The sequence below is a fragment of the Streptomyces mirabilis genome (assembly GCF_039503195.1).
GTDB lineage: Bacteria > Actinomycetota > Actinomycetes > Streptomycetales > Streptomycetaceae > Streptomyces > Streptomyces mirabilis_D.
Genome location: NZ_JBCJKP010000001.1, coordinates 8947219 through 8959374 on the forward strand (window position 1 = coordinate 8947219; position 12156 = coordinate 8959374).

The 12156-nt window shown below is 71.5% G+C and carries 10 protein-coding genes and 2 pseudogenes; 4 read left to right on the forward strand and 8 right to left on the reverse strand.

Translation table 11 applies throughout. From position 1 onward, the window contains the following. Nucleotide 1 precedes the first annotated feature (1 nt). From AAFF41_RS40580 to AAFF41_RS40590, 3 genes are all read right to left on the reverse strand, one after another. Nucleotides 2-571 (reverse strand): putative glycolipid-binding domain-containing protein, encoded by a 570-nt coding sequence (locus AAFF41_RS40580; RefSeq protein WP_319752049.1) that lies wholly within the window; start codon nucleotides 569-571, stop codon nucleotides 2-4. A 109-nt stretch (nucleotides 572-680) separates the two neighbouring features. Next, nucleotides 681-3074, reverse strand: a complete 2394-nt coding sequence (locus tag AAFF41_RS40585; RefSeq protein WP_319752050.1) for a Tex family protein — start codon at nucleotides 3072-3074, stop codon at nucleotides 681-683. Nucleotides 3075-3162: 88 nt separating this feature from the next. Continuing rightward, nucleotides 3163-4029, reverse strand: coding sequence for an SCO6745 family protein (locus AAFF41_RS40590; RefSeq protein WP_319752051.1), 867 nt, complete (start codon nucleotides 4027-4029; stop codon nucleotides 3163-3165). Nucleotides 4030-4140: 111 nt separating this feature from the next. Here AAFF41_RS40590 and AAFF41_RS40595 point away from each other — a divergent pair, with 111 nt between their 5' ends. After that, nucleotides 4141-5094 (forward strand): GlxA family transcriptional regulator, encoded by a 954-nt coding sequence (locus AAFF41_RS40595; RefSeq protein ID WP_319752052.1) that lies wholly within the window; start codon nucleotides 4141-4143, stop codon nucleotides 5092-5094. Between the two features lie 50 nt (nucleotides 5095-5144). Next, complete coding sequence (locus AAFF41_RS40600; RefSeq protein ID WP_343325608.1) at nucleotides 5145-5780, forward strand: DJ-1/PfpI family protein; 636 nt, start codon at nucleotides 5145-5147, stop codon at nucleotides 5778-5780. On the opposite strand, the gene AAFF41_RS40605 is transcribed toward AAFF41_RS40600, so the two are convergent. Then, nucleotides 5767-6582: an enoyl-CoA hydratase/isomerase family protein gene (locus AAFF41_RS40605; RefSeq protein ID WP_319752055.1), complete on the reverse strand. Its 816-nt coding sequence runs from the start codon at nucleotides 6580-6582 to the stop codon at nucleotides 5767-5769. The genes AAFF41_RS40600 and AAFF41_RS40605 overlap by 14 nt on opposite strands. Nucleotides 6583-6648: 66 nt before the next feature. Here AAFF41_RS40605 and AAFF41_RS40610 point away from each other — a divergent pair, with 66 nt between their 5' ends. Then, nucleotides 6649-7233 carry an HdeD family acid-resistance protein gene (locus AAFF41_RS40610; protein ID WP_319752056.1) on the forward strand — a complete coding sequence of 195 codons (585 nt, stop codon included), beginning with the start codon at nucleotides 6649-6651 and terminating at the stop codon, nucleotides 7231-7233. Nucleotides 7234-7454: 221 nt separating this feature from the next. Then, nucleotides 7455-7961: an ATP-binding protein gene (locus tag AAFF41_RS40615; RefSeq protein WP_097289359.1), complete on the forward strand. Its 507-nt coding sequence runs from the start codon at nucleotides 7455-7457 to the stop codon at nucleotides 7959-7961. A gap of 40 nt (nucleotides 7962-8001) precedes the next feature. Here the strand turns inward: AAFF41_RS40615 and idi are convergent, their stop codons facing one another. The 4 genes and pseudogenes from idi to galE form a co-directional block, all read right to left on the reverse strand. Further along, complete coding sequence (idi, locus tag AAFF41_RS40620) at nucleotides 8002-8595, reverse strand: isopentenyl-diphosphate Delta-isomerase (RefSeq protein ID WP_067361311.1); 594 nt, start codon at nucleotides 8593-8595, stop codon at nucleotides 8002-8004. A 375-nt stretch (nucleotides 8596-8970) separates the two neighbouring features. Continuing rightward, a pseudogene (locus AAFF41_RS40625) lies at nucleotides 8971-9723 on the reverse strand (class I SAM-dependent methyltransferase); the annotation flags it as partial. A gap of 257 nt (nucleotides 9724-9980) precedes the next feature. Then, nucleotides 9981-10919, reverse strand: coding sequence for a cation diffusion facilitator family transporter (locus AAFF41_RS40630; protein ID WP_319752057.1), 939 nt, complete (start codon nucleotides 10917-10919; stop codon nucleotides 9981-9983). Nucleotides 10920-11047: 128 nt separating this feature from the next. Then, nucleotides 11048-12033: pseudogene (gene galE / locus AAFF41_RS40635) on the reverse strand (UDP-glucose 4-epimerase GalE). Between the last annotated feature and the right edge of the window lie 123 nt (nucleotides 12034-12156).

Sequence of the window (12156 nt, forward strand, 5' to 3'; positions counted from 1 at the left end):
TCTAGGCCGTGGCCAGCCGCCGCGCCATCGTGGGGTAGTCCACGACGTACCCCTCCGCGTCGAACTCCAGATCGCTGCGGTAGTCACCGGACGAGAAACGCGCGCGCCCGCCGTCCCCGGCGCGCCCGAGATGCGTGTACGTCTGCTGCGACGCCCGCACGGCCAGGTCCGGCACCGACACCCAGGCCATCAGGAACTCCCGCTCACCGGGCCGGAGATGCAGCCCGTGGCGCAGCACCGGCATCGTGTTGGTGAGCGGGCACAGGCCCAGGTCGCAGTCGAGGGCGCCACCGAGGTCGGGCAGCCAGTCCCCGTCGGCCGTCCAGTGCCCCTCACCGTCGTGCCGCAGGTCCAGCGAGCGGGTACCCCAGGCCGTCTCGGCGCTCACACACAGCCGCCGGGTCACGAACCCGTCGACGGTGTCGAGCTCGTAAGAGATCCAGTACGGCTCGGGAACCGTCCCGACAGCACGCCCGCGCGCCCGCAGAGAGCGGGCACCGGACATGATCCAAGAGGTCTCGAACCCTTTGCTCTCCGTGACTTCCCAGGTAATGACACGCGAGTCGGCCATACGGTCACTGTAAGGAGCGGGGCTCGTGCAAGCGCCGCCCCGTCAGGGGCGCGGGGAACGGCGCGCTCAGCCACTGATCACCCGCAGTCACCCCTGCACCCTCAGTGGCTCAGCGCCTGCCCTTCTTGGGATCGACAAGCCCCGCGCGCCGCAACGCGTCGGCCATCGCACTGTTGGCCGGCGGCGGAGCGGCCTGCCGCGAACCGCCACCGCCTCCGCCCGCCCCGCCCCGCGGCTGACGCTGCTGCTGGCGCTGCTGCGGAGGCCGCCCGCCGCGCTGCGGACGGCCACCCCCACCCTGCTGATCCGACGGAGTCGCCTCGTCGTCGAGCCGCAGCGTGAGAGAGATCCGCTTGCGCGGGATGTCGATCTCGAGCACCTTCACCTTGACGATGTCACCCGGCTTCACCACATCGCGCGGGTCCTTCACGAACGTCTTCGACATCGCCGAGACATGCACCAGACCGTCCTGGTGGACGCCGATGTCCACGAAGGCCCCGAACGCGGCCACGTTGGTGACGACCCCTTCGAGCACCATCCCGGAGGCCAGGTCGGAGATCTTCTCGACACCCTCCTTGAAGGTGGCCGTTTTGAAGGCGGGCCGCGGGTCGCGCCCGGGCTTCTCCAGCTCCTTCAGGATGTCCGTGACGGTCGGCAGACCGAACGTCTCGTCCACGAAGTCGGTCGGCCTGAGCGAGCGCAGCACACCGGTGTTGCCGATCAGGGAGGCGACCTCGCTGCCCGCCGTCTTCACCATCCGCCGCACCACGGGGTACGCCTCCGGGTGCACGCTGGACGCGTCCAGCGGGTCGTCCCCGCCCCGGATGCGCAGGAAGCCCGCGCACTGCTCGTACGCCTTCGGGCCGAGTCTGGCCACGTTCTTGAGGGTGGTACGGGACGTGAAGGGGCCGTTGGCGTCGCGGTGCGCCACGATGTTCTCCGCGAGCCCGGAGGTGATGCCGGAGACGCGGGCGAGCAGCGGCGCGGAAGCCGTGTTCACGTCCACGCCCACGCCGTTCACACAGTCCTCGACCACCGCGTCCAGGGACCGGGAGAGCTTCACCTCGGACAGGTCGTGCTGGTACTGCCCGACGCCGATGGACTTCGGGTCGATCTTCACCAGCTCGGCCAGCGGGTCCTGGAGGCGGCGCGCGATGGAGACGGCGCCGCGCAGCGACACGTCCATGTCGGGCAGCTCCTGCGAGGCGAACGCGGACGCCGAGTACACCGAAGCCCCCGCCTCGGACACCATCACCTTGGTGAGGTCCAACTCCGGGTGCTTGGTGATGAGTTCACCGGCGAGCTTGTCGGTCTCGCGGGACGCCGTGCCGTTGCCGATCGCGATCAGCTCGACCGCGTGCTCCTTGGCGAGGCGGGCGAGCTTGGCGATGGCCTCGTCCCACTTGTTGGCCGGGACGTGCGGGTAGATGACGTCCGTCGCCACGACCTTGCCGGTCGCGTCGACCACGGCGACCTTGACACCCGTACGGAAACCGGGGTCGAGACCCAGCGTCGCGCGGGTGCCCGCCGGGGCGGCGAGCAGCAGGTCCCGCAGGTTCGCCGCGAAGACGTTCACCGCCTCGTCCTCGGCGGCCGTGCGCAGGCGAAGGCGCAGGTCGATGCCGAGGTGCACGAGGATGCGGGTGCGCCAGGCCCAGCGGACGGTGTCCGTGAGCCACTTGTCGCCGGGGCGGCCGCGGTCGGCGATCTGGAAGTGGTGGGCGACGATTCCCTCGTACGAGGAGGGACCGGGCTGCTCGGAGGGCTCCTCGGGCTCCAGGACGAGGTCGAGGACCTCCTCCTTCTCACCGCGCAGCATGGCGAGGACGCGGTGCGAGGGCAGGTCTTTGAAGGGCTCGGCGAAGTCGAAGTAGTCGGCGAACTTGGCGCCCGCCTCCTCCTTGCCCTCCCGCACCTTGGCGGCCAGACGCCCGCGCACCCACATGCGTTCGCGCAGCTCGCCGATCAGGTCGGCGTCCTCCGAGAACCGCTCCGTGAGGATCGACCGGGCGCCGTCCAGCGCGGCCTGCGGGTCGGCGACGCCCTTGTCCGCGTCGACGAACGCCGTCGCCGCGGCGAGCGGGTCGACCGACGGGTCGCCGAGCAGGCCCTCGGCCAGCGGCTCCAGGCCCGCCTCGCGCGCGATCTGCGCCTTCGTGCGCCGCTTCGGCTTGAACGGCAGATAGATGTCCTCGAGCCGCGCCTTCGTCTCGGCGCCCCGGATCTGCGCCTCGACCTCCTCGGTGAGCTTGCCCTGCTCGCGCACCGATTCGAGGATCGCCGTGCGCCGCTCCTCCAGCTCCCGCAGATAGCGCAGCCGCTCCTCGAGGGTGCGCAGCTGCGCATCGTCGAGCATCTCGGTCGCTTCCTTGCGGTAGCGGGCGATGAAGGGCACCGTCGACCCGCCGTCGAGCAAGTCGACGGCGGCCTTGACCTGCCGCTCCCGTACGCCGAGCTCCTCGGCGATCCTGCCTTCGATGGACCCTACGAGGGGTGTCGTCACGATCCCGTACCGCCTTCTCCACTGAGGTTGCGCGGCAATTGTGGCAGGTGACACCGACAACGGGGGATCAGGGCGCCGATCGGCGCTGTCAGCCCTTGCCGGTCATACCTTCGGGGAACGCGCCGGCCGCCAGCGCCCGCATCAGGATGCCCCGTGCCAGCTCGGTGAGGCGCTCCACGCCCGCGGCGCCCAGATGCTCGTACGGGGCACGGTCCAGCCGGTCCGTGCGGTCCTCGATCTCCTTGCGCAGGGCCACCCCCGCCTCGGTCAACTCGCCCCCCGAGTCGAGCAGTCCGCGCTCGCGCAGCCGTTCGACCGCCGCGTCCCAGTGCGCCCGCGACCAGCCGCGCGTGCCCAGTGCCCACTTCGGAGCCATGCCCTTGCCGGTGGCGGTGTGGCTCACCAGGGCCTCGACCGGGTCGAGTTCCGCGTCGAGCAGCGCCGCGAGGTGACCGTCGCCCCGGTGCTCGCGCAGGAGCGTGGCGCCGTGCCAGAGGGCGAGGTGCGGCGCGTCGGGCACGGGCAGGTCGGCGTGCGCCGCGTACAGCGGACGCGCGGTCCTGGTGCAGCCCTCCGCGGCCCGCAGGGCGAGCTCCGCCGCCTCGGCGACCTCCTTGGAGGTGAGGACGTCCTCGCCGAGGAGCCGGCGCCAGGTCGCGTCGACGGCACGCGCGCGTGCCGCGAGGACGGTCTGTGGGGAGGCCTTCTCCCACACCGCGGGCACATGCCGGGCCACCAGCTCGTGGCGGAAGTTGTAGAACGTCGCCGTCACCGTGCCGGGACCCACCGCCCCCATGGCGGCGGCACGCACGGCGAAGTACGCGCCGTTGCTGTCCTCGATCCCGACGTCGGCAAGCTCCCGTCCCAGATCCGGCGAGAAGTAGTGCGTCGAGTGCAGCGGGTTGAGGACGTTGTGGCAGCGCCGCCCGGCGCGCTCCGGCAGAGGTGTGGTCATGCCCGAAGGTTACCGACTGGTCGGTACGCGGGGAAGGCGGGAGGGGCGATGGCAGGAAAGGTGGGGTACTCGTCCTTGCGGCCATCGCCCCGCCCGCCAAGAATCGAGACCATGCGAACAGTCCTGGTGGTCCTCTTCGACGATGTGCAGAGCCTCGACGTCACGGGCCCCGTGGAGGTCTTCGCGGGCGCCGAGGCCTTCCGCGCCGGCTCGTACCGCATCCACACCGCCTCCCTGGACGGCGCACCCGTGCGGACCACCAGCGGCCTCACCCTCGTCCCGGACCACACCCTCGCCGACGCGCCCGCCCCGCACACCCTGCTGGTCCCGGGCGGCCGGGGCACCCGGCGCCCCGACCCCCGGCTGACCGACTGGCTGCGCGCGCACGGGCCGCGCGCCGAGCGCCTGGTCTCCGTCTGCACCGGGGCCATCCCGCTCGCCGAGGCGGGCCTCCTGGACGGTCGGCGCGCGACGACCCACTGGGCGTACTGCGACAAGCTCGCCCGTGACCACCCGGCCGTCGAGGTCGACCCCGACCCCATCTACGTGCGGGACGGACAGGTGTCCACCTCGGCCGGCGTCACCTCCGGCATCGACCTCGCCCTCGCGCTCGTGGAGGAGGACCTCGGCAGGGAGGCCGCCCTGACGGTCGCCCGTCACCTCGTCGTCTTCCTGCGGCGCCCGGGCAATCAGGCCCAGTTCAGCGCCCAGCTGGCCGCGCAGACGGCGCGGCGCGAACCGCTCCGCGAGGTCCAGCAGTGGATCACCGAGCACCCGGGCGACGACCTGTCCGTCGAGTCGCTCGCCCTCCGCGCCCGGCTCTCGCCCCGGCACTTCGCCCGCGCCTTCCAGACCGAGACGGGCATGACCCCGGGGCGGTACGTCGACCGCGTGCGCCTCGAACACGCCCGGCGCCTCCTGGAGGACACCGCCGACGGAGTCGAGGGGATCTCCCGCGCCTGCGGCTACGGCACCCCCGAGGCGATGCGCCGTGCCTTCGTGAAGACGCTCGGCACGGCACCGGCGGAGTACCGGCGCCGCTTCCGCCCCGCCCCCACCCGTTGACCGGCCCTCACCTGACGACCCCGGCCCACTCACCCGTGGAAAGGAACCCGATGCAGATCGCCATCGTCCTCTTCGACCGCTTCACCGCCCTGGACGCGGTGGGACCCTACGAGACCCTCGGCCGCCTGCCCGACGCGGAGACCGTCTTCGTCGCCGAGCACACCGGCGCCGTCCGCAACGAGAGCGGCAACCTGGCCCTGACCGCCGACAGGACCCTGGCCGAGGTGCCGCGCCCGGACATCGTCGTGGTCCCCGGCGGACCGGGCCAGACCCCGCAGATGGACAACCGGGTCCTGCTGGACTGGCTGCGCGCCGCCGACGCCACGAGCACCTGGACGACCTCCGTGTGCACCGGCTCCCTGCTGCTGGCCGCCGCGGGGCTGCTCGAGGGCCGCCGGGCCACCTCGCACTGGCTGGCCCTCGACCACCTCAAGCGGTTCGGTGCCGAGCCGACCGGAGAGCGGGTGGTGTTCGACGGGAAGTACGTCACCGCGGCCGGCGTGTCGTCCGGCATCGACATGGGGCTCGCCCTGCTCGGACGGATCGCGGGCGACGAACACGCACAGGCCGTACAGCTGCTGACGGAGTACGACCCGCAGCCGCCCTACGACGCCGGGTCGCCCCGGAAGGCTCCCGCACATCTGGTGGCGGAGTTCCGGGCGAAGAGCCGCTTCATCCTGGAGTAGTCGCGGTGGACGGCGGAGCGGTCGCGGTGGACGCCTCAGTGGTCGCGGTGGTGAACACCGGCGTGGTCCAGGTGAAGCGCGGCGGCCGGCGCTCCAGGAACGCGGCGACGCCCTCCGCGGTCTCGTCGCTCCCGCGCGCCTGCTCGGCCCAGTACGCGTCCCGGTCGGTCCGCCCCTGGGCGAATTCCTTGGCGGACGCCTGCGTCAGCAGCGACCGCGCGGCCAGGACGCGGGTGAACTCCCCGACCCGCTTGTCGAGTTCGCCCTCGGGCAGCACCTCGTCCACCAGACCCGTGCGCAGCGCCCGTTCGGTGTCGATCAGCTCGCCCGAGAACAGCAGGTACTTGGCGGTCGCCGGACCCACCAGCGACACCAGCCGCCGGGTGGCCGAGGCCGCGTAGACGATCCCCAGCTTCGCCGGCGTCACTCCGAACCGCGCGCCCTCCTCCGCGAACCGCAGATCGCAGGCCGCCGCGAGCTGGGACCCGCCGCCGACGCAGTACCCGCGGATCGCCGCGAGCGTCGGTTTGGGGAACACGGCGAGCGCCTCCTCGGCGTGCACGGCGAGCCCCTGCGCCTCGTCCGAGGAGCCCCGCAGCGTGGAGATGTCGGCCCCCGCGCAGAAGGTGCCGCCCTCGCCGGTGAGCACGAGGACGCGGACGTCCGGGTCGGCGGCGAGCCCGTCGAGCAGGGGCGGCAGCGCCCTCCACATGTCGGCCGTCATGGCGTTGCGCTTGGCCGGGTGGTGAATGACGACGGTGGCGACCCCGTCGCCCACGCTGTGCAGCAGCTGCGGCTCCATACGCCGGATGCTATCCGCAACCCTCGAACGTACGATCAAGAAGGGGCCGGGCGCGAGGAGGCGTTGATGGTCAGGACCAAGGACAGGGCGCCGAGCGACGCGACCACGAAACTGACCCGCGGCTTCAGCTGGACCGCCGCGTTCGGCGTGATCCTGGTGATCGCGGGGCTCGTCGGGCTCGTCTACACCGGCGTGGCGACCCTGACCTCGATGATCCTGTTCGGCTGGCTGCTGCTGATCGGCGGCGCGGTCGGACTGCTGCACGCCGTCCAGGCCCGTGGCACCAACTTCTTCTGGCTCGGGGTGGTGGTCGCGGCCCTGAACATCGCGGCCGGAGTGGTGGTGATCCGCCGCCCGGACGCGGCGGCCGAGGCGCTCACCATGTTCGCGGCCCTGCTGTTCCTGACCGGCGGGGTGTTCCGGGTGGTCGGCAGCCTCGTGGTGCGCGGTGCGCAGTTCGGCTGGACGCTCCTGCAGGGCGTCTTCGACCTGCTCCTCGGCATCCTGGTGCTGGACAACTGGCCGAGCAGCAGCAAGTACGTCATCGGCTGCTTCTTCTCGCTCGCGCTGCTCTTCGACGGGCTGGGCCTGATCGCCACCGGCTTCGGCGGGCGGCGCATCGTACATCTGGTCTCGGGGCGCGACCGGTGACGGACGAAACGGGCGAGCCCGGCGCCCAACCCGTACAACCCGAATAGTTCTCGAAGCAGACACCACACGGACAGGAGTGGTCGCACGGCCGACGGTGCCGTGCATCAACGGTCGGAAGCCGTCGATAGTCGCTGACTTCTGTTCAGGGATGCGGTCCGGACCAGCGCGTTACCAACACTCGACGTGTGGTGACAATCGAGCGCAAGGGTGGCGACCGGACGATGGAGAACCACGGGCGGGGGTTCGACTCCCGCCCTGAAGGCGCCGGGGATGTGCCTCCTGATCGGAGACCGCCGGGTCCGCTGCCGTACGAGGGGGTGTGGCGGTTCACCGCTCCCGCCATCGACGCCTCGGTTCCGCAGGCACGACACGCCGTTCGTGACCTGCTCTTCCGTCAACAAGTGCCCGTCTCGGACGACCTCGTCCACGGGCTTTTGCTGATCGTCTCCGAACTGGTCACGAACGCGGTGCGGCACGCGGCACTGCTGTCCCCGATGCTCGCCGTGGAGGTGGCCGTGGGAGCCGAGTGGGTGCGGGTGTCGGTGGAGGACAACCACCCCTACCGCCCCACCGCCCTGGAGGCCGACCACGGCCAGACCGGTGGCCGTGGGCTGCTGCTGGTGCGGGAGGTCGCCCGGGAGTCGGGCGGGGTGTGCGACGTCGAGCACACGACGAGTGGCGGCAAGGTGATCTGGGCCGCCCTGCCGCTCACTCCGAGCATCGTCTAGGGCCTGGCGCTCTCGGGGCGTTTTCGCGAGGACGGGTCCGTCACCAGCCGGCGGACGGGCCCGTCAGCTCTCTGATCGCCGGACGGGCCGCGTCCAGGACCGTCAGGAACCACGCCGAGAAGGGGTCCTTCGCATGCCGCTCCATGAGCTCGGCGGCGGTCACGAACGCGGTGTCCCCGACCTCCTCCGGATCGGGGTGCAGCGACGACTGCACCATGCCGACGAAGAGGTGGTTGTACTCCTGCTCCACCAGGCCCGACTCCGGGTCCGGGTGGTTGTAGCGGACCGTGCCCGCCTCCGCGAGCAGCGAGGGCGAGACGCCTAGCTCCTCGTACGTCCGCCGGGCCGCCGCCGCGAAGGGCGCCTCGGCGGGGTAGGGGTGGCCGCAGCAGGTGTTGGACCAGACACCGGGGGAGTGGTACTTGCCCAGGGCGCGCTGCTGGAGGAGCAGCCTGCCGTGCTCGTCGAAGAGGAACACGGAGAAGGCCCGGTGCAGCTGTCCCGGTGGTTGATGGGCGGCGAGCTTCTCCGCCGTGCCGATCGTGTTGCCGTCCTCGTCGACCAGCTCGAGCAAGATCGCTTCAACGGTGCCGTTCGACGAACTGTGCGTCGCGGTGGCAGGTGTGATCGGCATACCCATCCTTCGCATCGGTCTTCGAGCCCCAAGTCTGCCGTACGAAACCGGCACTCCCGGCACTTCGCGGCTCCCCGCATGTCCCGCTCCGGGAGCCCGGAGCGGGACATGCGGCCGACGTCCGTCGGTCACCGAAAGCGGCCGGACACTTGATCGTGCCCGGTGCCACGGACGGGGAACCGTCCAGGACAGGGGCCATCAGATGTTCTCCCGGCCCCCTGGAGTTGGTGCTCGTCCTGCCCGTCGGACCCGGGCCGGATGCCGTAGTCCGCGGCGGGTTCACCCCGGTGCGCGGCGCACCCTCCGTACGGCGACGGACGCAGGCGCCGGCCCGGGCACCGGGCGGGACGGGACGCGTCAGGCGCCGACGGTGACCGGACGCAGGACATAGCCCACGTAGCCGTACTCGCTCCCGTGCTCGCGGCGCATGGCGATCTCCGCCCGGGCGCCCGCCACCGCCTCGGCCATGCCGGGCCTGGAGACATCGGCCACGTCGGCGTGGACGCCGAGGGCGTCGTAGTACTCGTCCCAGTCGGACTCCGGCTGGAGGTACACCCCCAGTACGGAGTACCCGGCGTCGCGCGCGACCCGGGTGTCCTGGTCGGTCGTGCGCAGCGAGTCGTCCTCCCAGAACGCGCGAGCCTGGTCGGACGGCGTGTCGGTGGTCCACACACAGTGGGTGAGGACCAGCGTGCCGCCGGGGGCGAGCAGTCGCCGCCAGTGGCGCAGGGCGGTGTCGAAACCGATCAGATAGGCCGAGCCCTCGGCCCAGACCAGGTCGAACGAGCCGTCGGGGTGGGTGAGATCTCCCATGTCCCCGTTGACGGTGTCGATCGAGGCGGTGAGCCCTCGGGCCTCGGCGGCCGTCCGCAGTTCGTCGAGGAACGGTTCGTGCAGGTCGACGGCCGTCACCTCGGCCGCGGCCTCGGCGGCCAGGAGCAGCGCCGAGCGGCCGGGGCCGCAGCCCAGGTCGAGGACGCGGGGACGGGCGGGCAGCGGGCCCGCGAGGGAGAGGAGGTGACGGGTGGTGGCGTCGGAGCCGGGGCCCTGCCGGGGCAGTCGGTGGCGCAGGGTGAAGAAGGCCTGGTGGCGGGCGTCGCGGTCGGACGAGTCGTGATGCTCGGACAACGTGGGAAACCTTTGGTTGCGGGGGCCCGGGCCGCCGCGCACGCCGCTCGGCGTGGGTCAGCCGTGGACCCGGAGGATGGGGACGCACCTGTCGCCGCGCGCAGCGGCACCGAACGCGACAGTCATCAACCCACCTCTTCCTCGAATCCGCGGCCACGCTAGCACCGCAGGCGCCGACCGCACCCGCGAATTAAGAGCCCGCTGGATCAGGTGCCTCTTGAGAGCCCGCTGGATCAAGAGCGTCCCGATGGAGCCTCTCAGTGGCAGAGCTTCGCCTCGTGCTCCGCGTGCCCGCTCGGTTCCAGTTGGAAGGTGCAGTGCTCCACGTCGAAGTGGTGGCCCAGACAGCCCTGGAGCTCGTGGAGCATCTTCTCGTGGCCGATGGCGTTCAGGACGTCGGAGCTGACGACCACGTGGGCGGAGAGGACCGGCATGCCCGACGTGATGGTCCAGGCGTGCAGGTCGTGCACGTCCTCGACGCCGGGCAGGGCCAGGATGTGGGCGCGCACCTCCGCCATGTCGACGTTCTTGGGCGCGGCCTCCAGGAGCACGTCGAGCGTCTCGTGGAGCAGCTTCCAGGTGCGCGGGACGATCATGATGCTGATGAGGATCGAGGCGATCGGGTCGGCCGCCTGCCAGCCGGTGGACATGATCACCACGGCGGAGATGATCACCGCCACCGAACCCAGTGCGTCCGCGACGACCTCCAGGAAGGCGCCGCGCACGTTCAGGCTGTCCTTCTGGCCGCGCAGCAGCAGCGTGAGCGAGATCGTGTTCGCGACCAGACCGATCAGACCGAAGACGATGGTCAGACCGCCCTCGGTGTCCGCGGGTGTCACGAAGCGGTGGATCGCCTCGTACAGGACGTAGCCGCCGACACCGAGCAGCAGCAGACAGTTGGCGAGCGCGGCGAGGATCTCGGCCCGCGCGTAGCCGAACGTGCGGTTGCCGCTGGGCGGCCGGTTGGCGAAGTGGATCGCGAGGAGCGCCATGCCCAGCCCCACCGCGTCCGTCGCCATGTGCGCCGCGTCGGCGACGAGCGCGAGGGAATCGGCCATGAGTCCGCCGACGAACTCGACCACCATCACGGTGAGCGTGATCGACAGCGCGACCCGCAGCCTCCCGCGGTACGCGGCTGCGGCCGTGCCGGTGGTGGGCGCGCCGTGGGCGTGCCCGTGATCGTGTCCAGCCCCCATGGAAGCCGCCTCCTGTGCTCTGCCCGGGATCACAGTGAACTACGGGTGGGGGGTATCGGGCAACGCGGCACTGAACACCGTTGTCATATGCTCTGACCTGCGGAAACGATCCGCAGGTCAGAGCATGGTCAAGATCGTTGATCCAGTGCCCCGGGGTGATGCAGCACCCACCCCTGCCACGCCGACTCCACCATCTCCCGGACCCCGCGCCGCGCACTCCAGTCGAGTTCCCGCGCGGCCAGGTCGGCCGAGGCGACCGCGCGCGGCGCGTCCCGGGCCGGCGCGGCTCGACGACCGGTCGCCGGGTGTCCCCGCTGACCTCGCCGATCAGCGTGAGCAGTTCACGTACCGAGACCCCTTCGCCGCGGCCGATGTTCGCCGTGAGGTCCCCCGTCGCGCCGTCGGCCAGCCGCCGGGCCGCCGCGAGGTGCGCCTCGGCGAGGTCGGCGACGTGGATGTAGTCGCGGACGCAGGTGCCGTCCGGCGTCGGGTAGTCGTCGCCGAAGATCCGCGGGGCCTCGTCGCGGGTGAGGCGGTCGAAGACCATCGGGATCACGTTGAACACGCCGGTGTCGGCCAGCTCGGGCGTGGCCGCACCCGCCACGTTGAAGTAGCGCAGGCACACGGTCGCGATGCCGTGGGCCCGGCCCGCCGCGCGGACCAGCCACTCCCCGGCGAGCTTCGTCTCGCCGTACGGGCTCATCGGCGCGCAGGGGGTGTCCTCCGTGATGAGGTCCTCATCCGGGTTGCCGTAGACGGCGGCGGACGAGGAGAAGACGAAGCGCTCGACGCCGGCCCCGGCGACCGCCTCCAGGAGCGTCGCGAGCCCGCCCACGTTCTCCTGGTAGTAACGCGTCGGCTGGGCCACGGACTCGCCGACCTGCTTGCGCGCGGCGAGATGCACCACACCCGTGACCGCGTGCTCCGCGAGGACCCGCTTGAGCAGGTCCCCGTCCAGCGACGAGCCCTGCACCAGAGGAATGCTCTCCGGAAGCCGGTTCGGAACCCCGGCCGAGAGGTCGTCGAGGGCGACGACGCGCTCCCCGGCCTCCGCCATCGCGCGCGCCACGTGTGCCCCGATGTATCCGGCCCCGCCTGTGATCAGCCATGTCATGGACGACCACCCTATGTCGTCCGCCGCCGGTGGCTCCGGTCCCGGCCACCGATCCGACCCTCCTGCCCCTCTACGGAACGGTCCGGAGGGATTCGTGATCAATGACGCGAATAATGCGTTCCG